This is a genomic window from Calothrix sp. NIES-2098 (assembly GCF_963875125.1).
Classification (GTDB): domain Bacteria; phylum Cyanobacteriota; class Cyanobacteriia; order Cyanobacteriales; family Nostocaceae; genus Aulosira.
Map to the genome: position 1 here is coordinate 77,296 of NZ_CAWNKJ010000001.1, position 26,079 is coordinate 103,374.

General features: G+C 39.6%; 18 protein-coding genes. 6 read left to right on the plus strand and 12 right to left on the minus strand.

All coding sequences use genetic code 11. From position 1 onward, the window contains the following. Nucleotides 1-152: 152 nt before the first annotated feature. A complete protein-coding gene (locus tag AACU33_RS00295) occupies nucleotides 153-650 on the minus strand; it encodes a hypothetical protein (RefSeq protein ID WP_096586511.1) in 498 nt (165 codons plus the stop codon). A gap of 407 nt (nucleotides 651-1,057) precedes the next feature. On the opposite strand from AACU33_RS00295, the gene AACU33_RS00300 reads away from it, so the two are divergent. Both AACU33_RS00300 and AACU33_RS00305 read left to right on the plus strand, forming a co-directional pair. Next, a complete protein-coding gene (locus AACU33_RS00300) occupies nucleotides 1,058-1,432 on the plus strand; it encodes a hypothetical protein (protein WP_096586512.1) in 375 nt (124 codons plus the stop codon). Between the two features lie 226 nt (nucleotides 1,433-1,658). Beyond that, on the plus strand, nucleotides 1,659-1,856 hold the full coding sequence (locus tag AACU33_RS00305) for a hypothetical protein (protein WP_096586513.1): 198 nt from the start codon (nucleotides 1,659-1,661) through the stop codon (nucleotides 1,854-1,856). 189 nt (nucleotides 1,857-2,045) lie between these two features. Here the strand turns inward: AACU33_RS00305 and AACU33_RS00310 are convergent, their stop codons facing one another. The 4 genes from AACU33_RS00310 to pgmB all read right to left on the minus strand — a co-directional run bounded on the left by AACU33_RS00310 (nucleotide 2,046) and on the right by pgmB (nucleotide 7,808). Next, nucleotides 2,046-2,396 carry a DUF1257 domain-containing protein gene (locus AACU33_RS00310; RefSeq protein ID WP_015136553.1) on the minus strand — a complete coding sequence of 117 codons (351 nt, stop codon included), beginning with the start codon at nucleotides 2,394-2,396 and terminating at the stop codon, nucleotides 2,046-2,048. 144 nt (nucleotides 2,397-2,540) lie between these two features. Further along, on the minus strand, nucleotides 2,541-4,064 hold the full coding sequence (gene ycf46 / locus AACU33_RS00315) for a stress-responsive protein Ycf46 (RefSeq protein WP_096586514.1): 1,524 nt from the start codon (nucleotides 4,062-4,064) through the stop codon (nucleotides 2,541-2,543). Nucleotides 4,065-4,154: 90 nt separating this feature from the next. Then, nucleotides 4,155-4,502: a hypothetical protein gene (locus AACU33_RS00320; RefSeq protein WP_096586515.1), complete on the minus strand. Its 348-nt coding sequence runs from the start codon at nucleotides 4,500-4,502 to the stop codon at nucleotides 4,155-4,157. Between the two features lie 357 nt (nucleotides 4,503-4,859). After that, complete coding sequence (pgmB, locus tag AACU33_RS00325; RefSeq protein WP_096586516.1) at nucleotides 4,860-7,808, minus strand: beta-phosphoglucomutase; 2,949 nt, start codon at nucleotides 7,806-7,808, stop codon at nucleotides 4,860-4,862. Nucleotides 7,809-8,763: 955 nt separating this feature from the next. Here pgmB and AACU33_RS00330 point away from each other — a divergent pair. Next, nucleotides 8,764-9,594, plus strand: coding sequence for a M90 family metallopeptidase (locus AACU33_RS00330; RefSeq protein ID WP_096586517.1), 831 nt, complete (start codon nucleotides 8,764-8,766; stop codon nucleotides 9,592-9,594). Between the two features lie 58 nt (nucleotides 9,595-9,652). Here AACU33_RS00330 and AACU33_RS00335 read toward each other — a convergent pair whose 3' ends face one another. Further along, nucleotides 9,653-9,856 (minus strand): hypothetical protein, encoded by a 204-nt coding sequence (locus tag AACU33_RS00335; RefSeq protein ID WP_096586518.1) that lies wholly within the window; start codon nucleotides 9,854-9,856, stop codon nucleotides 9,653-9,655. A 510-nt stretch (nucleotides 9,857-10,366) separates the two neighbouring features. Here AACU33_RS00335 and AACU33_RS00340 point away from each other — a divergent pair. After that, nucleotides 10,367-11,431: a J domain-containing protein gene (locus AACU33_RS00340; RefSeq protein ID WP_096586519.1), complete on the plus strand. Its 1,065-nt coding sequence runs from the start codon at nucleotides 10,367-10,369 to the stop codon at nucleotides 11,429-11,431. Here AACU33_RS00340 and AACU33_RS00345 read toward each other — a convergent pair. From AACU33_RS00345 to AACU33_RS00365, 5 genes are all read right to left on the minus strand, one after another. Further along, complete coding sequence (locus AACU33_RS00345; RefSeq protein ID WP_339375669.1) at nucleotides 11,424-17,144, minus strand: trifunctional serine/threonine-protein kinase/ATP-binding protein/sensor histidine kinase; 5,721 nt, start codon at nucleotides 17,142-17,144, stop codon at nucleotides 11,424-11,426. The two genes, AACU33_RS00340 and AACU33_RS00345, sit on opposite strands and share 8 nt — an antisense overlap. 105 nt (nucleotides 17,145-17,249) lie before the next feature. Beyond that, on the minus strand, nucleotides 17,250-18,026 hold the full coding sequence (locus AACU33_RS00350; protein ID WP_096586520.1) for an ABC transporter ATP-binding protein: 777 nt from the start codon (nucleotides 18,024-18,026) through the stop codon (nucleotides 17,250-17,252). Between the two features lie 50 nt (nucleotides 18,027-18,076). After that, on the minus strand, nucleotides 18,077-19,099 hold the full coding sequence (locus AACU33_RS00355) for a FecCD family ABC transporter permease (RefSeq protein ID WP_339375670.1): 1,023 nt from the start codon (nucleotides 19,097-19,099) through the stop codon (nucleotides 18,077-18,079). A 228-nt stretch (nucleotides 19,100-19,327) separates the two neighbouring features. Continuing rightward, nucleotides 19,328-20,020: a pentapeptide repeat-containing protein gene (locus tag AACU33_RS00360; protein ID WP_096586521.1), complete on the minus strand. Its 693-nt coding sequence runs from the start codon at nucleotides 20,018-20,020 to the stop codon at nucleotides 19,328-19,330. Between the two features lie 694 nt (nucleotides 20,021-20,714). Continuing rightward, on the minus strand, nucleotides 20,715-21,197 hold the full coding sequence (locus AACU33_RS00365; RefSeq protein ID WP_096586522.1) for a hypothetical protein: 483 nt from the start codon (nucleotides 21,195-21,197) through the stop codon (nucleotides 20,715-20,717). A 604-nt stretch (nucleotides 21,198-21,801) separates the two neighbouring features. Between AACU33_RS00365 and aroF the strand changes: the two genes are divergently transcribed. Continuing rightward, nucleotides 21,802-22,674 (plus strand): 3-deoxy-7-phosphoheptulonate synthase, encoded by an 873-nt coding sequence (aroF, locus tag AACU33_RS00370; protein WP_096586523.1) that lies wholly within the window; start codon nucleotides 21,802-21,804, stop codon nucleotides 22,672-22,674. 651 nt (nucleotides 22,675-23,325) lie between these two features. On the opposite strand, the gene AACU33_RS00375 is transcribed toward aroF, so the two are convergent. Further along, entirely contained in the window at nucleotides 23,326-24,339 is a 1,014-nt protein-coding gene (locus AACU33_RS00375; RefSeq protein ID WP_096586464.1) for an IS701 family transposase, read from the minus strand. An 824-nt stretch (nucleotides 24,340-25,163) separates the two neighbouring features. On the opposite strand from AACU33_RS00375, the gene AACU33_RS00380 reads away from it, so the two are divergent. After that, a complete protein-coding gene (locus tag AACU33_RS00380; RefSeq protein WP_096586524.1) occupies nucleotides 25,164-25,850 on the plus strand; it encodes a PEP-CTERM sorting domain-containing protein in 687 nt (228 codons plus the stop codon). Nucleotides 25,851-26,079: the final 229 nt, after the last annotated feature.

Here is a 26,079-nt window from a genome sequence, read left to right on the forward strand (position 1 = left end):
ATTTCTCTGAAGTTTTGACAGAATAAAAAGCGATCGCCAGCAACAGATGTATACAAGATTTACTCAGTTTTTATGAATTGGCGATCGCGCTTAGTGCAATAGTAGACCCTTGAGTATGCCTTCTCCAGACTGCTCTATTTGTTTAGACAAAGTTAAGATCGCGGTGATGAAAAACTAGTTGCTGGTTTTGAACGCTGCTGTTGATACAAGCTAACCACTTTTTGAACATAGGTAGCGGTGAAGCCACTGTCACAGCCTTGATATTTCCCTGTCATCCACCAACAAGCTACGCCACGCACCGCCGCAGTTTCGTTATTGTTTGTAGCGCGGAATTGCTGATTTAATTCTCGGCGCGTGATGCACGACACGACTTGGCGTGCTGTTGCAGGACTATTTTCAAACTGTGTTGGTGTTAGCTCTTTTTTCAGACAAGTCCTCGACCAACCTTTGAGGGTTTCTGGCTTGACTTGCCATTGGCTGTAAAGTCCATCGTTTTGAGAGCCTGTTTGCGGTGCAGCTTGTCGCAACGCCTCTACCATCGCTGCAACTTGAGTATCAGAAACTTGCTGTTGTGCTTGAGCTAATAATGGCGACAGTCCTAAGCTGACCAAGATTCCACCAAATATTAATCCTATGAAGTTTTTCCTCATGACTTTGGACTTAAGTTTAGAGAACAAAATGTAGCATACTATAACTTTACATTTGGTAATAATTTTAAAATTTGCAGTAAAACCAAGCTTAAAAGAGATGGGGCTAATAAAGACTGATGGGGAGCGAAATTTCCCCTATTGCCCGTTCTCCGTTAACTTTCATACTAGCTATAATTCTTACCAAATCTGCTTTCTCGGCTCTTATAAAATGCCTTACTTATTTTTCTCTGAAGAACAAGCCAAATTGGCATCCAACTTTAGGCTGATTGTGAGATTATAATTGCGGCAAGCAAATTGCATATTTTGAATAGCTTTTTTGACAATCAAATAACGCAAAACAAATTAGTGCCAAGCACATACTTGGTTATAACAACAGATAATTAATTCTGAAATTGGGTAATTCAACAATGAATATTTCTGATTTAAGCTATTTGGAGAGAGTTGTTAATAAAACCGCTATTCATGGCGGTATTGCTGTTACAGCACGTGTATGGGGAACTAGTACAGGTAACTCAGCAAGTGTTAGTACTCATGTTCAAGTGACGAGTGGAACGTCATTTTTGGATGGATCTTGGGCTAACAGTATTGTTAGCGTAAACGTATCCGGAACTGGAGGTGATTTTACAGGCAATGTTGAGATTTCGGGTTTAACAGATGCGCATCAAGTTATTTTGACTGAAGCAGAGAATGAGTTCAGTATTGTTGTTAACCCTATCAATGTTGAAGCCTTTGTTTCAGATATCTTCCCTCCACTAATATTTGAGCCATTGCTCACAAACTAAAATTGTCAATCATCATCCAATCAACTTTGTATATTCATGGCGATCGCTGATTCTAAAAACTGAGGCGATCGCTATTTATTTTTATGAAAAGCTCATGAGTACGTTACTAATCAAATAGTGTGATAACTTGTATTTATCAGTTTAAAAAAAAGGAATATTTGCTGCTATCAAGCAGAATAGATAGAGTATAAATAGGAGCTTGATAGATATAATAGGATGTATTTATATGCTAAATCACTTAAGAGAAATTCGTTATCAACAAGGTTGTCGCGATCGCGATGCGGGATCTTTGCCCAAAATGCAGGATTCTATTTATTTGGAGGCTTATCTCCAGGGAAGACCGGAAGGATTAGATGGGATTATTCAATACTTTCCTTCAATGGAGGCATACATGAAATGGAAACATAAAAATTTGGTTTCTTGAAACTTTACAGATGCAACCATTATTTAAATGTATAACTCAGACAAAAATCCCCTGACTGAATCTAGTACAGGGGATTTTAGGTTGAAAGTTAACGGTTAACAAAGGTAATTATCTTATTCACAAAAAAAGCGGGCTAACCGCTATTTACATGGTTAGCCCGTGCAGCTTTGGGAACGCGCAGAGAAATTACTATTGCAACACCAACTTGACGTTGGCATTTTGCAGACCGCGCTGTTTTACTTCAGCCAAGGTCTTGTTAACTGCATATTTTTGGTTGATGGAGTTGATCAACTCAGTTTGATTGTGCTTCTTAGCAACGCCCCACAGGTCAGCGATTAGGTCAAAAGAACCATCACTGTTGCGAGACCAACCGAGGTCATATTCGCCTTCCAACACAGCAACGATGTCAGAACGCACACGCTGACCGTTATAACCACGGACATCAGCTTCAGTCTTCACGCTGATACCTAGGTCGCGCAAGGATGCTTTGAGGATTTCTGCATCGGTGATCTTGGTGCGCAGAGTGCTAAAGTGAGACATTTGGGTTTCCTCCAAAGAGAAGATTGAGAAAAAACGACAACGGTTTGTTTTTGGGGAAGCCGCGCTTAAATTAAAAGCGGCTTTTTTCTATAACTGCTAGCAGTAAATGCTAGCCTTTCCCCCTGGGTTAGCAGGAGAAAGCTTTTAAAACTCCATTCGCTGATATTCAGCAACGGAGGATGCTGCGGGTCTAGCGCGCTGTCTGGCCCAGTCTCTCAACGCTGTGACCTGTTCTTGCATAGTACGAGACAACGGCAGTGTTGACTTTAGCGCAGCAATAATATCTAATTGGGTGAACTCACGCTCTTGGGCAAAAGCTTCGTACATTGCCGCAACAATCGCTTGTTCAATTTCTGCCCCGGAAAAGCCATCGGACATCTTAGCTAATTGTCCTAAATCGAACCTAGAGATGTCTTCACGACGCTTCGTCAGGTGGATGTTAAATATATCCTGACGTTCTTCGGGAGTGGGCAGATCCACAAAGAAAATTTCATCAAAGCGACCTTTTCTCAAGAATTCTCCAGGCAAGCGTTCCACTCTGTTAGCGGTAGCCATTACGAACACCGGAGATTTTTTCTCTTGCATCCAGGTCAGGAAAGAACCGAATATCCGACTGGAAGTACCACCATCTGAATCGCCAGAACCAGCACTACCAGCAAAGGATTTATCTAACTCGTCAATAAACAGAATCGTTGGAGAAATTGATTCTGCTGTTTTGAGGGCATTACGCAGGTTAGCTTCACTTCGACCCACCATTGAGCCGTCGTAAACTCTACCCATATCTAAGCGTAAAATTGGTAATCCCCACAGTCGGGAAGTAGTTTTCGCAATTAGCGATTTACCACAACCTGGAACTCCCAGAATTAGCATCCCCTTAGGTTGAGGTAGACCGTACTCTCTAGCTTTTTCTGTAAAAGCGTTGGAGCGTTGCTTGAGCCATTTTTTCAGCTCTTCTAAGCCACCTACAGCATCAATGGTTTCATCTTCTTCGATGTACTCTAATATTCCATTGCGCCGAATTAGCTGTTTCTTCTCAGATAAAACTATATCTACTTCATCTTCCGTCAAACGCCCTGTAGTTACCTGTGCCTTACGATAGACTTTTTCAGCTTCGTCTTTAGTTAAACCCAAGGCAGCTCTTAGAAGCTTTTCTCTCGCCTCTGTTGTCAATCTTCGCCCACGATTTTGATCTAAATGGTGAGTTAAAACTTTATTCAACTCAGCCATGTCTGGTAATTGAAAGTCGAGAACGACAACTTCCTTTTCCAATTCGATGGGCACTTGTTGAACCGGCGACATTAATATAATGTTTTTCGGTGAATTAGGCGACGATACTTTAAAACTAGCGATCGCATCTCTTAGCGATCTTGCTGTCGCAGGTGCGTCTATAAATGGATGTAAATCTTTAAGAATAAATATACCGGGTTCTTTATGCCGAATAATCCACTCTATCGCTGCTTCTGGAGAAACGGTATTGTGTTGAGTGACATTCCGGGGTTGACCATACTCCACGATGCCGTGAGTTACTGTCCAAACAAATACTCGACGTTGGGGCTTTAATAACTGGGCGATTGTGGAGATTGCCTGCTCAGCCCGCTCTTCCTCGGAGGTCACAAGGTAGATTAGAGGGTATTGAGCTTGAATTAGAATATTGAGCTCTTCTTTCATATCGACCTACTTGAGACCTTAGTACAGTACAGACATCGTTTCGGTGGTAACGACAACTGAATTATGAATTTAATTATTCATAATTCATATCTAGCAAGGAACTAACTCTTCCTCACCCATAGGATGGGTTTTTTCTTCATCCATTTCATCAATGGATATATCTTGATGACCAATTACCGCTGGTTGGTTATTTAAGGTAATTAGTTCTCCATCTCGCAACACCAAAGAACTTTCACATTCGGGGCAAGAATATACTCTATGAGTTCTTCCATAAGAAGAAGCTTCTATTTCTTCAACTAATTCTGAATTAGATAAGTAAAAAAATAGGGCGCGTTCTGCAAGATCTGACATTGGTTCAGAATCAACTGCTGAACGAATCTTCAGCCTTCTGTGCAGTTCCGGTGATAAATACAAAGTAACCTTTTGCTTCGTTTGCATATAACTCTTTGACGGCCTTACCCGGGTATGTATATTACGTTATCGGTTCCCCTCTGGCTTGTCAAGACAGTAAAACGTTTTGACGGCAATATCGTTACATTTGTTTACAATATTGTCATTAGTCATTGGTCATTTATCCTTTGTTCAGAGTCCAGAGTCAAAGGTCAAAGCATTTCTTCCCGACTGCTTCCTGCATTACTGCTTTGTCTGTCTTAACTTCTCTTGCTTGGATAAAGTGGATGAAAGCAAAACCCCACCCTAAGAAAGGGTGGGATGGAAGGAAAAATGAATTGTTTTAGCGATGCTGAGTTATGAGAAATGAGTGAGACTAGACTCATTGCTCAAAAGACCGGATGTTTAAACCGTTGCTTCTACTAATACTGCTGGCTTTTCACTGTTAGCTATCTGGTGTTGCAAGTCTTGCCAAGTTACTCTTTCCAGACTGGGTAATACTACATTCGCTTTACCCAAGCGCTCTACTGGCCCTAAGCCTACAGACCACATCCCGGCAGATCTAGCTGCTTCGATCCCAGCATTAGCATCTTCTACGACAACACAATGGGATGGTGAAATGCCGATTTGTTGGGCAGCAAATAGGAAAAGGTCTGGTGCGGGTTTGGGTTGAGAGACGCTGTAGCCATCGGCTATGGCATCTAATTTATCTTTGATACCTAAGCGTTGAATGACAGTCTGAGCATTTTTACTAGATGAACCTAAAGCGACTTTGATTCCAGCAGCGCGTAATTCCTGCAACAAGTTTTCTACTCCAGGTAGCAAATCGTCTGAGGTAATTTCCTCGATTAATTCCAAGAAGTAAGCATTTTTACGCTCCATCATTTCTTGAATTTTCTCTTCAGTGACAGGGCGATCGCCTAAAATTTGGAGTAGAGTTTCTCGACGGGGCAAACCTCGAATCGCGTCGTTGGCTTCTCGGTCAAAGGGGATACCTTCTTCATCGGCTACTCGCTTCCAGCCTAAATAGTGCAACTCAGAAGTATCGGTTAACACACCATCTAAGTCAAAGATGACGCCCTTAATTTGGGGGTGTGCAGTTTGCAGATTCACATCTGCTTGTTTGTTAGCAATTTCCATTTCTGTTTCTTGTCGCAAGTCGAAGTCATACCACTCGTTGCGCCATTGCAGCCGGAATTTCAAGCGTTTCCAACTCGGAGGCAGATTCGGACAGGCAACAGGGCCAAATTGAGTCATCCTAATACCACCAAACCCAAATACCACAGCCTGCCAAACTCCTCCAGCACTTGCGGCGTGAATTCCTTCGGCTGCATTACGCCGGACATCTTCTAAGTCTACCAAAGCTGACCGGAGAAAATGAGTATAAGCGTGGGTAGGTTGATTGAGGTCGCAAGCTAAGATGGCATGAATTGCCGGGCCGAGAGAGGAACCATAGGTATGATCGGTACGCTTGGCGTAATAATCCCAGTTGGTAGCTAGGGTTTTATAGTCATAGCGCTCTCGTAGCAAATAAATGAGCATCAATACATCTGGCTGTTTGAGAATCTGCTTTGCGTTTGTCGCCTCAATTCCCAACAAACCTTGTAAGGATTTGCTACGTGGTTCGTAGTCTTGAAGATTGACTTCTTCAAGTTGGTAAAAGCCTTCAAACTGCTCAATTAAGCCAGTTGATTTATCCTCATTCACATATAGATGCTCTTGGATGTCAACCCATTGATGCAAACGTTCTGTGGTTAAGTTGAGTTGTTGCGCTAGTTGTGCGGATTTTTCTGGATAAGCTTGCTTCAACCAATCCCACAGCGCTAAAGCAGATTGCAAGTGCCATTGCACCATTAAATTGGTGAAGGCGTTATTATTGACGCGATCGTGGTTTTCATCGGGGCCAATCACATCTAAAATGTCGTAGGTGTGACGCTCTTGATTCCAATTAACGCGACTTTCCCAGAAAACTGCTGTATCTAAAATAATTTCTGCGCCATAATCGCGCATCCATTCATCATCATCTGTATTCTGCCAATAGTGCCAAGCAGCATAGGCGACATCAGTATTGATGTGTACTTCGATATCACCGCACCAAATTCTAACTAAGTCACCGTTACCGCTAGCATGGGGAACCCAGCGAGGCGTAACTTCATCGCCAGTATCAGCACTTTCCCAAGCAAACATGGCTCCTTGATATCCGGCTTCTTGGGCTTTACGTCTCGCTCCTGGTAAGGTGTGGTAGCGATAGGTGAGTAAGTTACGGGCTAAAGCTGGTTGAGTTAAGGTCAGGAACGGAAGAATAAAAATTTCTGTATCCCAAAATATATGTCCGCGATAAGCAAAACCCGATAAGGTTTTGGGCGGAATGCTCACACGGTCGTCGTGACGCGGTGCTACAGCTAATAATTGAAATAAATTGTAACGGACACTTAACTGCGCTTGGCGATCGCCTTCAATAATAATGTCACTGTCTTGCCATACTTGCTCCCAAGCGGCAATGTGAGCTGCCAAGAGGGTTGAGTAACGGGGTTCATCTGCTAATCTTTGTAGCGCTGCTGCAATGGGAATTTCTGTTTCCCGCGAAGTAAACACGGTGACAATCTTTTCTACAGTAACGCTTTCGCCTGGTATTACCTGGAAAGTTGTTGTTAAGCTGGGAGAAGTATCAGCATTTTCTAGCTTTACAGGCGGGGGATTTTCACCTTCTACTACTAACTTAGCTGCCATCCCTAACTGAATTTCTGAGTGGCGAGTTTGGTTATACAGCCAGATAATCTGTTCTACGCCACCTTGATTGAGGGTTTTCCAATGGGGTACGCCTTGGGTTTGGGGTTCAGGATCTAATCCAACTTCAAAACTGACTTCACCTTCAAAGTCTAAGGATGTCACCTGAGCGCGAATTGCTAAGACGTGTTGATCTGCTAAACTTGCAAATCGCTCGAAGTGTATATCTAGGGTATGTCCTTGAGGAGAACGCCAACGGACATCGCGGCTCAGTATACCTAAACGTAAATCTAGGCGTCGTTCGTAGTTGAGAATTTCACCACTGTCCATACTAAAGCGATCGCCTGCCACTTTAACGATCAATGGCAGCCAGCTGGGACAGTTAACAAGTTCGGTATAGGCAATTGCTACTTTGTCATACAAGCCGTGGATGAGTGTGGCTGCGGAATCCTGAGGATAGCCTTCCTCAAAACTACCCCTGGTTCCTAAGTAACCATTACTGAGGGTAAAAACTGTCTCTTTATGATGCAGCTGGGCGGGATCGAATTCTGTTTCAATAACGTTCCAGTCTGTAGCTTCAATCAGCGCCTGATTTTGTTGGGAATCGCGAACGGATAAGTTGGCCATGAGTAAACATACCTGAATTTATGAGCTAGTTGGGGGTAGGATCGAATCCAATTTTTAGAGGTTGGATGAGCATCTCGACTTTGATGCAGTCTCAACAGTGGGCAGTGACGTTATTGCTAATATAAACGTTCCTGATTTCATCCATCTATAGATAGGTTTTATTAATAACTCATGTTCTGGGGCATTAATATTAGAAATTTTACGAATGTATATATATGGTTGAATTGCGTAACATAACAAAATTTATATGCAAATTTTGCTCTAAATATCCTCAGCGTCTGTAAATGAAGAATTACTCCAGAAGTAGCTTGTTGCTAACAAAATGAAATAATTATTAAATTTTTGAGATGACTGGGGAATGGAGAGGTGGAAAATTTTTTGTAACCTCTGCCATAGTTGTATAAACACTGGCTGTACAAGGTATTTCGGATTAATACTGCTTAATCCAAAAAATGATAGATTTGTTTATTTTATATAAAATCTATCTAGGTCAATATATTTAAAAGTCCATTTTTGACTGCTGGTAGGAGTAATTGCCGAACAGGGGATATAAGGTGGGTATTATAAGTTAATGTATAACTGTTATGTAAGTAACATTGTGACAGTTAAATAAATTGACTAATAGAATCAATTGGCGATTGATATAAGCAGTGCTACAGTAAATTATTTATAGTTTTGCCATCTGTAATTTTAGTTTTTAATAAAAAATCTTTCATAGACAAATATAAGCGCTAACAAGCTATAAAATAAGTAGATTTATGGTAGCTATCCTCACTTATTTTTCAGAAATACCGAAAAAGTAGATTTAAATGTGTGTGAGAAAGAATAATCTGGATGCGCGATAGCCAAAGCCAGCTTGAGCCAAACGAGTAATTGAGAGATGTGTAAATCCTGTACTAATTGCTATATATAGAAGTATCGGTAAAACCAGTAACACCGCGATCGCGCAAAATCAATGGGCACAACAATTATTATTTTTCTCATCCTGGGACTGATTGTTACTGGTATTCTGATCGGCCCCCTAATTACTAAACAGCGAAGAAATCGCATTAAATACCGACCTTTTCCGCCACTTTGGCAGGCAATTATCGAGAATAAGCTGCCTATCTATCTAAAACTTGCGCCTGATGAACGCCGAAGACTTCAGGGACATATTCAAGTGTTCTTAGCCGAAAAACAATTCATTGGCTGTAAAGGATTGCAAGTAACAGAAGAAATGAAATTAACTATTGCATCTGTTGCTTGCTTGCTGTTACTCAATGAGAGAGGTGAATACTTCTCAAAACTGCGTTCAATTTTGATTTATCCCAGCACTTATGTAGTAACAGAAACCATAGCCACTGGGGATTATGTGATGGAAGAAAGGCGGGAAGCCAGGCTGGGAGAATCGTGGAGTCGGGATCAAGTAGTACTCTCTTGGGAACAGGTAGAACAAGACACTCACAACTGGAAGGACGGACATAACGTTGTACTACATGAATTTGCGCATCAATTAGATCAAGAAGATGGCAAAGCGGAAGGCGTACCAATTTTGCAACGAAAATCAGACTATCCGATTTGGGCGCAAGTAATGACAGTAGAATATCAGCAACTCTGCAATGATGTACAACAAGGTTTGACAACTGTTATGGATAGGTATGGTGCAACAAAGCCAGCAGAGTTTTTTGCTGTAGCTACTGAAACCTTCTTTGAAAAACCGCATCAGTTACGACAGAAACATCCAGCACTATACGAGTTACTGCAACGCTACTATCAAGTAGATCCCGGACAATGGGTTGAGGAATGATGGAGGAATTTTATATATAATTGCTGCGAGTGCAATCAAAATTTGAGGAAAAATTAGATTAGCTCTCGTTATCAACTATTAAGCTATAAGGCCAAATTAAGGCTTTGAGAAAGCAACCACATTTTGAAACTAAATTTGCTGCCCAAATAATGGGAAAGTTAGTGTATTCCTCCAATTCCTGAAGTTTATCGCTGAGTTGTAACCATTGAATTATGGCTCCCAAAATATAAGAACCAAGTGCAATAGATAACCAGACTGACATATAAATATGCTTCCCTAATTTATAGTAGATATGACAATATAAGAACTCTTAAGCAATAAGTTAAATCAAAGCCTGAGCCAGCTGCGATCGCGTTTGGTATGACTATAAATAGCACGTAACATCTCTGCTCCATCACCTCCTCAAGAATTATTCAACGGCTAAATTTCTATTTCGTCAGATAGTACTCGATCTGCAAAATATCTACAACATCGGTCTATAAAATTCTGAAAAGAGCGAACATAGTTAATCCTAAATTTTTTGTGAAATTCTCCCTAGCTATCTAACCTTTAGATTCTTGGTTGTAGTTGGCGATCGCCAATCATGTATCATCTATAGAGCAATACGGTTTAGTTCAAGGAAACTGGGATTTAAAAACCCACATATGTTGATAAATTATCTGGATTTATCTGCGTATCGATGGTTCATGATTCTGCTCTGAGTCGGATTGATTAAGAGCATATTTTCTGTATAACAGTTCTGTTCTTTATTTCACCTCGATTTAGGTCTTTTATGCCGCGACGAACAACTTCACCTACCTCTACCACACCCGAATCAAGGCCATTGGCTCTCTCGGAACTACATATCCGCTTAGAGGCTCTAGATAAAGAACATCAATCGCTATTAAAACAAATTAAACGCAAGCGAACGGAACTGAAGAACTTTGTCGAACAAATGCGTTCTCTAGCCACAGACATATTTCATCGAGCTACTCCTAGTCTCAAAAAAATGGCAGATCTCGATCGAGAAATTCATGCATTGTTTGATGAGATTTTTGCTACCAGAAAATTTGGTAAACAAACTGAAAAAAATATTAAGGCAGTTTACCGTAAACTTCAGTTAGCAGGAATCATCAGCCCCCAACGCGATCGCGAACGGGAAGAGCCAGATTTAGACGAGCTTTTTGGTAATTTTCAGTCAGAGAATGATTTCTCTTCCGGTGCAGAACATCGTCATCAAAATTGGCAAGAACAATCAGAATTTTCCTCTGCTACCGTTAATAACAAAGAGGAATCTCGAAAAATTCGCCAGACATTTTTGAGACTAGCGGAAATATTTCATCCGGATAAGGTGACAGATAGCGAAACGCAGATGTACCATACGGAAATCATGAAAGAAATTAACAAAGCTTACCAAGAAGGTGACTTGGCTAGACTTTTAGAAATTGAAAAACAGCACGAACTAGGAGAATTAATTGATAATAATAGTGAGGACGATCTAACTCGAAAATGTAAAAACTTAGAACAGCAAAACCAAATTCTGAAAAATCAGTATGAGAGCTTAAAGCGGGAACTGCGTCAGGCGAAAAATACCCCTGAAGGTGCGATGGTGACAGATTCGCGGAAAGCTGCAAAAAATGGGATTGACGCGATTGATCAGATGTTAGAAACAGTAGAAGTACAGATAAATGTTGTGACTCAAATTCGCGATTTTGTGCAAGAGTTCAGGGAAGAGAAAATCAGCATTACTGACTTTCTATCCGGCCCGACAATTTTGCATTCTTTAAATCAAGAAGTTATGGAAGACCTTCTAGAACAAATGCTATTAGAGTTAGAGAGAGTAGGAAATTTTAAATAGTCTCTACTATCTTAAATCTCTGACGCCGGATCGGTAAGGTAATAATAAACTCTGCACCTTCACCTGGTATAGACTGGCATTCTAATTGCCCTTGGTGCTTGTCTACAATGATTTGATAACTAATGGATAATCCTAAACCTGTACCTTGACCAACTTTTTTAGTAGTAAAGAACGGGTCAAATACATAAGGTTTAGTACTATCACCGATCCCAATACCATTATCAGCAATACAAATTTTGATTTGATTTGCATTACAAATTTCTGTACGGATGCAAATTTGGAGTTTTTCGGCAGTTTTACCCTGAATAACTGAATCTTCTAAAGCATCAATAGCATTCATTATCAGATTCAAAAAGACTTGATTGAGTTGTCCAGCATAACATTCAATTGCGGGAAGTTTGCTGTATTCTTTAATAACAAAAATTTCTGGACGTTCTGGTTTGGCTTGCAGGAGGTTTTGCAAAATCATCAACGTGCTATCAATACCTTCATGAATATCAACAGCTTTGATTTCTGCTTCATCAAGACGAGAAAAATTCCGTAGTGACATAACAATATCTCGAATTCTCTCTGCACCTACCTGCATGGAATTGAGCAATTTTGGTAAGTCTTCGGTAATGAAATCGAGTTCAAATTTGGCAATTTCGGCTTGTAGCTCAGGTGTAGGCTTTGGATAGTGTTGGCGATAGGATTTTAAGACAGACATTAAATTATCAATATATTCATTAGCAGGAGTGAGATTACCGTAAATAAAGCTGATCGGGTTATTTATTTCATGAGCAATTCCTGCTACTAATTGTCCTAGAGAAGACATTTTCTCATTCTGAATTAGTTGAGCCTGAGCAGTTTTTAGGTTTTTAAATGCTTCTTCTAATTGTTGAGTTTTGGCGTTTAATTGTGATGTCCGTTCTGCGACTTTTTCTTCTAGAGTGTGAGAATATTCTGCTAATTGGGTATTCGCCTGCTTGAGTTCTGCTGTGGTTTTTGATAAATCAGTGTAGAGTTGAGCATTTTCTAAAGAAATGGCGGCTTGTGCTATTAATAGTTGCACCACTTCTAAGCGATCGCGTGTAAAAACTCCTGCTGTCAGTTGATTTTCTAAATACAGCAAACCCATCCACTCACCTTGATTAATAATCGGGGTACACAATACGCTTCTCGGTTGATTTTGGATGATGTAGGGATCGCTAGCAAATAGAGATTGGGTCGCAATGTCATCTATTACCAAGGGTTCTAAAGTGCGCTTAACGTAGTTGATGACGGTAAGTGGAACATCCTGGCTTTGTTCTAATGGAATGGCTGAGACATCTGTTGGCGAGAAAATTTTCTCTTCATTAAAACCAGCTATGGCTGCGATCGCTAACTGCTGATTTTTTTGCAATAAAAGTACACATTTTTTCGCGCCAGCATTCTCCAACATAACTTGCATCAAAATTGACAGGAGTTGATCGAGTTGAATTTCGCCGGCGATCGCTTGTGAAGCTTTTAAAAAGGCAGCAAAATCTAATTGTGCGGAGAAATTCTGGCTAGTACTAGTGCTAGAGATAGTTGTTTTTTGTTGATACTCTAATTCTGCCCAGTATAAAGCTTGATTTGACTCCAACAACTCTGGATAATTTGCTTCTAAACATTTAACTTTTGCTATAGCCCCCCATTGAGTATAGGCACTAACAGCCTCAGTTAAATAAAGTTGGGCAATATTCGGTTTATTTTTTGTCAGCCAAAACTTTGCAGTCAATTCATTGGCTAAAGCTACATTTTGCGTAAACCCATTAGTTTTAGCTGTAGCGATCGCGCGATCGTAAAGATCCATCGCCGCTGATTCTTGCTTCTTAATTCGAGCCATTTCTGCTTGAATTAACAGATATTGATGCTCAAAGTTTTCTGGACAATTATCAGCCCAAATTTTCAATTGGTTTTGATGGTTAATTAAGCTTTGCCAATATTGGCGTTGCGTTGATGGTGGAACTTGAGGATAAAGCGCAGCTAAGATCAAAGCATGATAAAAAGGATAACTAGCCGAGGTTGTAAAGCCTAAAATTGCTGGCAAATAAGTTTCTGCTTGGGTTATATGCTTTAAAGCCAGTTGATACTGTGCATACAAATAAGCTAATTGGGCTTGGATAATGTGGGCGATCGCCAGCGCCATTGGTGTGTGGCTGATGCGATCGCTTTTGGGAGAATCTTGATAATTACAATTGCCAATGAAACTATCTATTACCTGCTGCGTTTCCTGTAAAACCTCAAATAATAGGGTATTTTGTGTTTGTTGAGCAAAAGGAAGAAACTTATTGATATCTAAGCGAATAGTATTGAGGTTATTTCCTTGAAAATATTGATTGCATATATTACCGAAAAGATTATAACCAGCAAACTGTAATTCTCCAGATTCTAATCCCGCTTGATAGCCTGCATTGTTGATGGGAATCGCTAAATGAGCCGATCTCATCCAATTATTTAACCAGCTACCCAACAATAAATTAACTTGACATTTTTGACCTTTATTTTGGAATTTTTCAGCGATTTCAGTAGCTAAAACTCCGAACTCATATCCTGTAGAGTAATCTCCAAAAAACGAACCGAGAAGAAAACCATAATTAGCATAGGCTTTAGCAGATTCGGCAACATTGCCATATTGAATTGATAACTTGACAGCCTTCGCTGTAATTAAAATATATAAATCCAGTTCGGAATTAATATAAGTAGGTGGATCTAAATTAATTAGTAACTGAATTGCGTAACGATAAATAGGATAGGGATTTTCTGGTAATTCTAAAATAGCAGCAACTTTCTGATTCTCTAAGTAAGATTGAATTGCCGCAATTTCTAAATCGATGGCAGAGTTAAGATTGTCTTCGGGAAAATGAATATTTAAGAGCGATAAAGCTTGTTTACCAGCTTGAATTGCTACTACATAGTCTGCTTGCAGCGTTCGTTGCACAATTAGTAAATTATATAATTCAGCTTTTTCTAATGCTGTTTTTGCCTGGATTAAGGCTGCTTGAATTAATAAATCTGACTGTTGAAAATTACTATTAAGATATTCAACTTCTGAACGTTCTTTATAAATTGCAAACGTTAGTTCATACTGTTTGCTCCAGCTATCATCAGCCAACAACTGCATGGCAATCGCTAAATATTGTGATGCTGTAGCATAAGCTGTCGATGCTTTGGCTTTACGTCCTGCTTGTAAATTTAATTGGGCAATTTGTTCTCGTTCTTGCGGTTCGGTTAGTAATTGCCATCCTAAATTTAATTGATTGACAATCTCAAAAATTTGCTCTTCCTGTTCTGTAGCGGAGATATTTTGCAGGAGTAATTTTCCTATCTGTAAATGAGTACTCTGTTTTTGTGCTTCATCGATTAGAGAATAGGCTGCTTGTTGGACGCGATCGTGGAGGAATTCGTATACATAATCTTGAGAAGACACAAGGTTATCTTCCACAGGAGATGCAGACCAGTACTGAAGATCGGCAACTATATGAAGTTGAGTATGGTCTGAAAAACTTGGCTCTGTCTCAGCTAAATATAAGTTGGCATTGTCAGTCGGAAATTCATCCTCTACATTGATTCGCTCGCGTTCTTGTTGAAATAATTTATATGTTTGACTTACAGGAATAATTAACCCTTCAGCTAAAGCTGACCATAAATCATTGGCAGTTTGTGCTAGAGATTTTTCATAAACAATTGCCAGTGTTACTAAGTCAAATGTATTGCCAATACAAGCTGCTAACTTTAAAACATCTTGCGTCGCCTGTGGTAACTTTTGCAATTGCAAAACCATAAATTCCACAACATTATCTGTGAGGTTTAAAGTTTCTACTTGCTGCAAGTCATATTGCCAATTACCCATCTCTGGTACAAAAGTAATATGTCCTTCTGCATGGAGTGTTTTCAGCATTTGAATGCTAAAAAAAGGATTTCCCTGTGTTTTTTGATAAATTAGTTGTGTGAGAGGTAATGCTGATTCTAGTTTGCAACTTAGAGTATCTGCAAACAAATGATTTAGATCTGTAGCAGTGAGAGGAGCTAAACTAATAGTTGTAATCGCGCTTTTATTTTGAGACTTATGAATTTCTTCTAACGTCAGGATTAAGGGATGGTTATCAGAAACCTCATTATCGCGATAGGCTCCAATTAATAATAAATAGCCGATTTTATCTTCACTCATCAGCATCTGTAGCAATTGTAGCGATGCTGTATCTGCCCACTGTAAGTCATCCAGAAATATTACTAATGGATGTTCTGGGGTTGTAAATACTTGAATAAATTTGCGAAATAAGCGATTAAAGCGTTGCTGTGCAGCATTACCCGAAAGTTCTGTTACTGCTGGTTGCGCACCAATAATTTTTTTAAGTTCGGGAATGACATCAATAATTACTTGAGCATTATCCCCCAGTGCTGTTAAAATTTCCTGCTTCCATTGAGTAATTTGAGCATCGCTTTGGGTAAGGATTTGTGCCATTAAATCCTGCAATGCTTGCACAAAAGCAGAGAAAGGAATGTTACGTTGAAACTGGTCAAACTTGCCTTCAATAAAGTAGCCTCTTTGCCGGACAATAGGCTTTTGCACTTCATTAACTACAGCAGTTTTACCAATACCAGAAAAACCTTGTATGAGAATCAATTCGCTTTGAGGTAATAGATCGGAAGTTTTATCGTTTTGTTCTCGATCCCCTGCAACTCGATCGAATACTGCTAGTAAAGTCTGTACTTCTTTTTGACGACCATAGAGTTTTTCTGGAATTAAAAAGCGATCGCTTATGTCTTTCTGTGCAAGTTGGAAGGATGCATTCGCTCGTTTTTCTTGCCACCGATCGCAACACCACTCTAAATCATACTTTAGACCAGCCGCACTCTGATAGCGGTCTTCCGCATTTTTCGCCATCAGTTTCATCACAAGATCGCACAGAACTTGAGGAATGGATGGTTCATTTTTAAATTGTGTAGCGTTTTGTGCTTCACGCAGGATATTTTTAATTTTGCATCGATCTGGTTGTTTAGCAATATGAGAGTAAACTAACTCCATTGGATCGGATGTTACAAAAGGTAAATCTCCTGTCAATAACTCGTAAAAAGTCACGCCTAGCGAATAAAAATCTGTACGATAATCAATGCCGCGATTCATTCTGCCAGTTTGTTCGGGAGAAATATAAGCTAGAGTTCCTTCTAAAATATTAGGGTTTTGTAGTTGTTGGGTTTCTCGTGGTAATAATGAGGCGATAGAAAAGTCAATTAGTTTAACCTGTTTGGTTTGGGGGTGAATCAAAATATTGGCAGGTTTAACATCTTTATAAATAATTCGTTTTTGGTGTAGTTCGCCAAGAGTTTGTGTAATTGTAATAGCTATGGGAAAAAATTCTTCTAGGGTTAATTTACCTGAAGTAGTATAGTGATTCAGGTAACTGGATAAAGAGATACCACCATAATCTTCCATTACCAGAACATAGCCATTACCATATTCTTCCAGACTATATAGTTTGATAATGCCGTTGATATCGAGATTTGCAGCAATAGCGTACTGGTTACGAAACTGGATAATTTCGCTAAAGTTAGGAGATTCATTCTGCATCATCTTCAGGATCACAGGGTGCAAGTCTTGTTCTCTGATTCCCCGGTAAACAAGTGTTCTATTTCCTGCGTAGATTTGTTCGTCAATCCTATATCCTGGAATTTTTAACGATGCAGTCAGCATATTGATAGAACCTAGCATTAATAACGTTTTAGCTATTAACTAGTGTTCCCATGAGGCTATGCTGTATAACAAAAATAGTTTTTTCAGTAATTTCGATGCTTATCTAGTTAGCAACTAGCTGACTTAGACAGCAGCGATCGCACAAACTTGTAAACCAACCGGTGTTTGAATAATTACAGATTCCACCCCAAAGACTTGCGCGATCGCCTGGGGTGTGAGAACTGCTTCCGGTGTACCAATATCCCAGAGATGACCTTGTTTTAATAAAGCGATACGGGAACTATAGCGTGCAGCTAAGTTCAATTCATGTAATACAGTAACAATAGTTAATTCTTGTTGCTGATTAAGTTCTTTGAGTAATTCTAATAGCTGTAGTTGATAGTTAATATCTAAATAAGTTGTCGGTTCATCTAACAATAATACTTGCGGTTCTTGCGCCAATGCTAATGCTAAAAAAGCGCGTTGTCTCTCCCCGCCGGAAAGTTGTTCGATTAGGCGATCGCTAAATTTTTCTAGTTGCGTTTTGGCAATTGCTGCTTCTACTTTCTGCCTATCTTTAGCTGTTAATTCCCATTGCCACCAAGGTTGATGTGGTGTACGTCCCAAACTCACTAATTGCTGTACAGTTAAACCTACAGGAACAGTTTGTTGTTGGGGTAACAATGCTAATTTTTGTGCAACTAAATTTGGCGGTTGAGAGTGAATTGCCTTGCCATCAAGTAACACTATTCCCTGTTGTGGAATGAGAATGCGACTCAGCAATTTTAGTAATGTAGACTTACCAGAACCATTAGCACCAACTAAACTTAACCATTCTCCTGTTTGTAGAGTCAGGTTAATATTTTGGATAATTGGTACAGTGCTGTAACCGCCTGTGAGATTTTGTAATTCAAGTGGCATTTTTAATTGGTTATTTGTCTTTTTTATTCATCTTTTTGTCCCTTCATACTTTAATCACCAGTCTCTTTGAAACCAGCCGAACGGCGATAAAGTAACCAGATAAATAACGGCGAACCCAGCAAAGCGGTGACGGAACCTACTGGTAATTCTATAGCTCCCAATCTAGAGAGTAAATCGGCAAAGATGAGCAACCATGCACCAGCCAGTGCGGAAAGCGGTAAAACAAAGCGATGATCTGTACCGACAATTAAGCGAACACCGTGGGGAACCACAAGACCAACAAACCCAATTAAGCCACTGATGCTGACTGCACCTGCGGCGAGTAAAGTTGCAACACCACCAATTAACAAACGCGATCGCGTTAATGATACTCCCAAACCCAAAGCCAAATCATCTCCCAAAGCCAAAACATTGAGCGATCGCGCTAGCAAACATCCCCCCAACAATGCCACGATAATGTAAGGGCCAGCAGTAATAATTTCTTTCCAACCTCGCCCATTTAAGCTACCAACTAGCCAGTTAAGTGCAATTTGAATTTGACCGTCTTCAGCTAACAACAATAATGTACTTTGTACTGCACCAAATAAAGAACTCACCGCTACTCCGCCTAAAATCAAGCGTTCCACAGCAATTCCCGACCCCGCACGACCGAGAAAAATAACTATAGCTGAAGTTACAATTGCTCCCAGCCAAGCCGCCAAAGGAATAGCAGCCGGAAAGATTTGCAACACTACCATAACTATGACAATTAGCCCTGCGCCTGCGGAAATCCCTAAAATAAAGGGATCGGCAAGACTATTGCGTAACATTCCTTGCAGCAGTGCGCCAGACATTCCCAAAGCTGCACCAACAATTAAAGCGGCTATAATACGCGGGAGTCGTAAATCCCAGAGAATTGTCTGCTTAATAGGATCGCCTTGGTGAAGAATTGCTTGCCACAATTCACTTCCACTCAACGGTACTGCGCCTTGAGAAACAGAAATTCCCAGCGTTACTATCAGTGCTGTAACTAATAATAAAACCGCCCAGAGTAGACGGTGTTTCGGAAAAATTGTCTGCAATAATTTATTCATCTCTATGATTGAGCATTAGCCTAGCAGCCATGAGTTGCATAACTTTTGTAATACAAATATCACTAGTCATTCACGCTTTAGTTTTGGCAAAACCTAGCGGGAAAATCTTAACTCAATGACAAAGCGCAAAGTCGAGCCAGTGCGTTCCTGTCGCCTTGCGTCGGAAAGCAACTGGCGTGGAGCGCCGGCTTCCGGCGAACAGAACTTTGTAAGAGAGGACAAATCAAATTATTGATGAACTGCACCATCAGGCATAATGGCTCCAGCTAAATTAGCGCCGATTAGTTTAACCAAAAGGCGCTCGCCAGAGCGAATCCGCGCGCCTGTCAAGTCGGCTCCCCGCAAGTCAGCACCGCTAAGATCTGCTCCGATTAAATTAGCCGAGCGCAAATTGGCTTCTCGGAGATCGGCTAAAAGTAGATTAGCTCTAAATAGATTTGCTTCCGATAAATTTGCACCTCTTAAATTTACTTTGTGCATAAAAGTATCGCTGAGATTCGCACCACTCAAATTGGCAAAACTCAGGTTTCTTCCCGATAAATCTTTGTTGCTTAAATTTGCCCTACTAAAATCTTGTCCACTCAAATCAGGATTTTTTGGTGGTTGTTGATAGGGTGTTTCAGGTGGCTTTTTCGGTTGAGGTGGCGGCGAGTAAGTTGTATGTTGAGTATTTTGAGTATGCTGTGTATGTTGCTTATGATGTGTATGTTGATGCTTAAGTTTGAACGAACGCAATTTATCGCGTGCTTCGTTGAATGCCTTAATTTTTTCTTGTGCTTTTTGTTGTAAACGGTGATTGTCTTGGGGAATGCGATCGGGATGCCATACAAAGACCAAATCTTTATAAGCCTGGTTCACTTCCTCAAGTGTGGCACCAGGCTCTAATTCCAAGACTCTATAATACCGTTCCAACTCGCTCATAAGATGTTTTCGTGGACATTCAAGTTAATTATCAGTGATGCATCCCTCTATTGGCTTAATTCTTTATTAAATCTCTATTTACTTGTACTATTTAATAACACATATAATTCGAGTTTTTGAGTGCCAATGGAAGTAGTTTTAGCTATCTGGCTAGCCCAATATATTAATTGAGCCACAGTAGCCTTTATCTCAAAAAAAGTTATATTAATATGCTAACTGATAGAGTACGGCAATTTTATCAGGTGCATCAGTTATTGTAAAAGCTACTTAATATAGTGTTTTTGTCATATTTTTCTACTCCTTTAAGATTATCTAAAAACGATCGCAACTAGTTTTGTTGCTCAATTTGATGATGAGGGAGTTAGTGAAACTCCTACGATCGTCAATAACAAGCCAGATATTATATTTGTTGACTGCTGATTCTGTACTTACGCACAGAGTAGGCAAATTTCACCCTTTCGCCAAACCTGAAACGAGAGACAGGGTATTTCTGTTGCAACTGCTTGTATAGCGAACTCTTACAGCAGAAGACTTTCACACAGTTATTATACAAGCCAAGAGTGACTAACTCAGTCCATCAATAACTTTTCTGTTGGCAAACCACTCTTAGTAGTCGGCTTTATGGGACTTTTCTAGAATTTCCCCTTTAGCCAATAGTTATTATTGATTTTTCTTTATCTTCCTATCTTTCCATCTATCCATTTCTCCATCGATTAATAGCTCTTAAATAAGCTGCCACTGGAATTTGATAAACTTCAATAAAAATCCAAACAATAATTGCTAAATGTAACAGAAAAGTTAATATAGTCCAGATATATGGTATCCAAGTAATAAGTTCGTGTGGAGATGGGGGAAAATTGTAAGCCACAATCCCAATTAAAGTTGTGGGCAAAAGTATAAAAGCGATCGCTGCTAACCCATAACCCCAACCCAGTTCCACTCCTTCTAACTGAGCTTCTGTCCAGCTAAAACCATTCCAACGCCAAACTAAGGGCGGTTGCCGAGAAGGCATCTTGATTTGCTGTTGTTCTAGGTTGACAGTAAAAATCTCTTGACAAAAGTCACAAGCCATCGCTTCCATTAATGGCATATGAGTAATTTTACCAACGCGACAGACTGGGCAAGGGTAAACTCCGTGATAATCGAAAGATGTGGCTAGAATTTTAGAACGAGGCATCATAAAACCTAGTAGCGCTAATAAGGTGATTGGGCTGCTGGGAAATTTTACGAGAATAATGAATTGTCCGATTTCTGAAGGTTCATCAATATCCCTTTACCCATGACCCAAAATACTTGTAACTTTATATAATTTTTACGGTTATACGTCAGGAAAACGTCTTGACAGGCGCAATAGTACTGAGTTTAACCCTTTTTGGGGAGTTGTGGAGGTATTGACGCCACCAACTGCGTCTGTTATCTTGGCTTATATATAAGGTTTACATCAAAATAATCTACTTGCGCACAATAAAAATGTTCAACAGCAAATCTTACTTTTATTTTTGGTTTAAGGCGGTTCACCGGCGGTGAATTAAGTTTCCTAATGGAAACCGCCCGGTGAACCGCAGAGCCAACTCTGCGGTTTTTTTGTTTTTAGGAGTATTTCATCGTCATGGCCTATTTCGGTAGTTGGTTTTACGGCTTTTACTTTTGGCCCAGAGCAAGTTCCGGGTAGATAGCGTCATGCCGATGATTTAGAACGCGCCCGGAACTCTCAAGATGAGATTCCGGGTTTTTTTGTTAACAACTTCACTCTCATCACGTCAAACAAGGAGAATCTCACAATGATTAATGCTCAACTCGCTGCTCAATCCCATCCTCACCACCAAACAATCGTCAAACTCTCAGAAACAGTCAGCTTCGGGGGAGAAGAGATAGTCATTATTGGTGGCCCCTGCACTGTTGAAAGCTTAGAGCAGATGGAAACAGTCGCCCAAAAGTTAGCCGCTGCACCCGTACAGGCTTTGCGGGGTGGTGTCTACAAACCGCGGACATCTCCTTATGCTTTCCAAGGCATGGGTGAAGAAGGACTAGAAATTTTAGCGGCAGTGCGATCGCGCTACAATATCCCAGTTGTGACTGAAGTCATGTCAATTGCCCAAATTGAAATAGTGGCAGCTCGCGCTGATATGCTGCAAATTGGTAGCCGGAATATGCAAAACTTCGACTTGCTCAAAGCTTTGGGACAAGCCAACAAGCCAATACTACTCAAGCGCGGTTTAGCGGCGACAATTGAAGAATTCGTCATGGCAGCTGAATATATTTTGAGCCACGGTAATCCTGATGTGGTACTTTGTGAAAGAGGGATTCGTAGCTTTGATAATTACACCCGCAATGTACTTGACTTAGGAGCAGTAGCAGCTCTCAAGCAAATTACTCATCTACCAGTGATTGTAGATCCATCCCATGCCGTAGGTAAACGAGAATTAGTAGCACCTATGGCTAAGGCTGCTGTTGCTTGTGGAGCAGATGGCTTAATTATCGAGTGTCATCCCCAACCAGAAAAGTCTGTTTCCGATGCACGTCAAGCACTATCTTTAGAAGATATGGTGAATTTGGTTGATAGTTTAAAGCCTATAGCCGCAGCAGTTGGGCGGAATATATCAGAATCTATCGGGGTAGGTTTAAAAACAGCCCCGATTTTTTGTGCTGCTTAAATTTTAGAAAAAATCTAAGTAACGGACTGACACAGCTAAAATAATGCACTAAAAAATGTTCGTAGTTGCGCTTTAGCGCCTTCTAAACAATAAATTTAATGCCAAACTTTAGTTGTGTCACACCAGTAGCGCGCAATGCTCTAACCCAATGCACCAAAACCTTTGAATAGTGCGTTATGTCAAAAGCTAACGCAACGACAATAAAGCAAAAGCAACATCCACACTGCTTTTTGCCTCCCTATATGTATTCAAAAATCAAATATTAAGTCATAAATTTCTGTCTTGAAAAAAAGTCACAAGGCAGGGGAATAGCAATTGATTACTCCAAAATCGCAAATGTAGTATCAAAAATCGCAAATGTAGTATGCGAAACGGCAATTGAGTACTCGAAAATCGCAATTGATGACTCCGAAATAGCAATTGATCGCTCCGAAATGGCAATTGATTGCCCCGAAATAGTAATTGAGTACTCCAAAATGGCAAATGTGGTATGCGAAACAGCAACTGAGTACTCGAAAATCGCAATTGTGACTACCAAAATAGTAATTGCGGCTAGCTATCCATCAAGAAGGCATCATTCTTTATAATTAGGACTTACGCAATTGGCACAAATAGCAGGCAGGGCAAAGCCCTGACACGCGACAATATAAATCAAACCAAGCACATAAAAATACTTGGGCGCTTCAGTTGCTGAATTAAATAATTAGAAAGCAAGTTATGCTTGATTTGATAGATAGTTTTGCCAGTTCTATAGGCTAAATTCTTTAACCTAACCCAAACCAACATTGCACAAGCAATATGATTTCTTTGGAGTCTAGCTTTCCGACACTGGCAAGATTCAATGCCAGTTAGTTGTTTAATTTCCCTGTGAAACTCCTCTATTTTCCAACGAATTTTACACACCTGTTGTACAACATCCGTGGAACTTTGAGATAAATCGTTAGTGGCGACATAATCCGTTCTGTTGGTAGAAACAGTAACCCGGAATAGTTTCACTTTTTTATTAGCTGGGAATCCTTTAATTTTTATGATTTTACCACAGTCTAATTCTTCTTGGTTCCATTCTAATAATTCAATCCGTTTATATTTTTCTTGACCAAATGTATCATCAACTAAACGATTATTTTTTAAAGGGCAATAATAAATTTTGTCTAAGCTATCAATATATAGCATTAAACTGTGTACCGCATACCATGTATCCATCAAAACAGTATCAAATGGTAAAAGCTTATGATACACAAGGTTTTGGAGCATATCTTTCACATGGTCTATCTTGGTTTTCCCATCGACATCAGGATTAAAAATTCGATAATCTATGACCCAAAATCTTTGAAGTGTAGGGTTGACATACACGCAGCTAACTACACCAATGCCTTTCAGGACACCATGCTCATTACCACTATATTGTCTTCTGACTATTTCTATTTCTTCAGAATACTTTTTATCTAAAACGCTATCATCAAATATGATGTAACCATTTTCATCAGACTCAACGACCTCTTTCACGTTATCCCATAGTAAACGAGGTGTTAATTTTTCGGTTTTCAAATAATAGTTAATTGCGTCATGACTAATACTCTCTAAATGCTCTGCCAAATTGGTAATTGTATAATTAATTTGACTACTTAATAAATATTGGCAGTAATTAAGCTTAGTAAATCTCATTACCCTTAGCGAAATTTATCTAATATAACCTCTACCTATTTTCTCACGAATATTTCGATAGTACTTCCAAGACAGCGACTTCTATTACGAAGGCAAAGCTTTCAAAATCAGATTTAATTAATACATATGTACTATGAACTAACGATCGCATTGTGCCAGTTGCGTAAGTCCTGATAATTCCTAGCTTCAAAACATTGAGAAAAAACTAACAAACAGCAAATAAGCTGCTAAATAAATCACTTATAGAGATTGCATCACTCTAAAGATAGGTACTTGAGTGAAACTTTGCAAAATCAAGCATTCTTTATCTTAGCTTTATAGATAATTGTGATTTTCTAATCAGCCTTTGTATAATCTTGAGTTTCATTATTGATACTTCAAATACTTAAAGTAGGCTCGGTGTATTTTATTTACTGTGCTATAACAGAATGAACGTCTGTAATTCTCTTCAGAGCGATCGGTGTTGCAACTACCTGCTTAATAGCTGTATTTTATACATTAAAAATAAAACACTGACTTAATATTTTCTTGATAAAGCCAGAATTGAAGCTCTAAAAGCCCTTTATTTTAAAGCATTTGAGAGACTTTATCCGAACTTTATGGACTAATGTATTGTTTTTATAAACACTTTACGTAAATAAAGAGTATTTACGTAGATAATGGAAATATCTGCGACAATTAGATTAAGAAGTCCTGATTTTTGCTAGTAGCAGCAAATACAAATAAGGACGTAAATGTTTACTAGCCCCTGAAGAGTTAGTGCTTGCGACTCATGAAGAAAGTTTGCAGATAGCAAAAATCTAGTAATTCTGGATGAGAAAATTATGAATTTTAAATCAATAGGCTTGGGAATAACTTTGACGTGTGGCACATTGGCTGTAGGCAATAGTCTAACTATGTCACCAGTTCAGGCGTTTAGCCTAAGTGGAACTGTAAGCTTATACGGGCGTGCTGACTTAGGCACTAACACAAGCAATCCACTTTCAACTGCTATTACTTGGTTGAAGCAACCTAGGGTTGAAGAAGGTACGGGCGATTTTTTCAATTTAGAAGATCAACCAGTGACAATCAAGAATCTACCTCTGACTCTAAAGGCAGGTGAAGTTGCAGGTAATAAGAATACCTACACATTTAACGCTGTGACTAGTTTCATTGATTTCGGTTCTTATAGTTTAAATGGACAAACTAAAAAGCTGACCTTTGACCTTGATGCAGGAAAACTTACTAGAACTATACAAACTAATGGTGTTGAGGTAGGTACCGTTAATAATTTGCCATTTGGACTTAGTGGAAAATTTCTGTTTGGTGATGAGACTGTTGCTACAGGGTCTCTAAGTGGAAATAGAAGCTTCTTGGGTAGTGATTCTAGTGGTCTTACTACCATTAGTCTAACTACTCAAGCTGTACCCGAACCTTTAACTATATTGGGTTCAGCAACAGCTTTAGGATTCGGCACTACCCTGAAGAAGAAATACGGCAAAAAGCAAAACAAAGAAAAGACAACAGTTTAATCGCCTTTTCTAGCATTTTCATTGTGCATAATTGAAGTGGTTACATAACAGAAGCGCTGGTTGATAATTTTTATTTTTGTTGCATCTAACCATTTGTCTACCCAAAACGAATAATTTTCTTAGCCTCTCAAGAGAGAGTTTAAGAACGAAGAGATACAGGTTGACTTTTTGGTATTAGTACAAAATTTCTCCAGTTTATTATATTGTTATCAGGTCTATCCAAACTTTG

Coding starts and splice junctions, on each gene's coding strand:
- AACU33_RS00295 (WP_096586511.1), bottom strand. CDS start 650: ATGAGGAAAAACTTCATAGGATTAATATTTGGTGGAATCTTGGTCAGC.
- AACU33_RS00300 (WP_096586512.1), top strand. CDS start 1,058: ATGAATATTTCTGATTTAAGCTATTTGGAGAGAGTTGTTAATAAAACC.
- AACU33_RS00305 (WP_096586513.1), top strand. CDS start 1,659: ATGCTAAATCACTTAAGAGAAATTCGTTATCAACAAGGTTGTCGCGAT.
- AACU33_RS00310 (WP_015136553.1), bottom strand. CDS start 2,396: ATGTCTCACTTTAGCACTCTGCGCACCAAGATCACCGATGCAGAAATC.
- ycf46 (WP_096586514.1), bottom strand. CDS start 4,064: ATGAAAGAAGAGCTCAATATTCTAATTCAAGCTCAATACCCTCTAATC.
- AACU33_RS00320 (WP_096586515.1), bottom strand. CDS start 4,502: ATGCAAACGAAGCAAAAGGTTACTTTGTATTTATCACCGGAACTGCAC.
- pgmB (WP_096586516.1), bottom strand. CDS start 7,808: ATGGCCAACTTATCCGTTCGCGATTCCCAACAAAATCAGGCGCTGATT.
- AACU33_RS00330 (WP_096586517.1), top strand. CDS start 8,764: ATGGGCACAACAATTATTATTTTTCTCATCCTGGGACTGATTGTTACT.
- AACU33_RS00335 (WP_096586518.1), bottom strand. CDS start 9,856: ATGTCAGTCTGGTTATCTATTGCACTTGGTTCTTATATTTTGGGAGCC.
- AACU33_RS00340 (WP_096586519.1), top strand. CDS start 10,367: ATGCCGCGACGAACAACTTCACCTACCTCTACCACACCCGAATCAAGG.
- AACU33_RS00345 (WP_339375669.1), bottom strand. CDS start 17,144: ATGCTAGGTTCTATCAATATGCTGACTGCATCGTTAAAAATTCCAGGA.
- AACU33_RS00350 (WP_096586520.1), bottom strand. CDS start 18,026: ATGCCACTTGAATTACAAAATCTCACAGGCGGTTACAGCACTGTACCA.
- AACU33_RS00355 (WP_339375670.1), bottom strand. CDS start 19,099: ATGAATAAATTATTGCAGACAATTTTTCCGAAACACCGTCTACTCTGG.
- AACU33_RS00360 (WP_096586521.1), bottom strand. CDS start 20,020: ATGAGCGAGTTGGAACGGTATTATAGAGTCTTGGAATTAGAGCCTGGT.
- AACU33_RS00365 (WP_096586522.1), bottom strand. CDS start 21,197: ATGCCTCGTTCTAAAATTCTAGCCACATCTTTCGATTATCACGGAGTT.
- aroF (WP_096586523.1), top strand. CDS start 21,802: ATGATTAATGCTCAACTCGCTGCTCAATCCCATCCTCACCACCAAACA.
- AACU33_RS00375 (WP_096586464.1), bottom strand. CDS start 24,339: ATGAGATTTACTAAGCTTAATTACTGCCAATATTTATTAAGTAGTCAA.
- AACU33_RS00380 (WP_096586524.1), top strand. CDS start 25,164: ATGAATTTTAAATCAATAGGCTTGGGAATAACTTTGACGTGTGGCACA.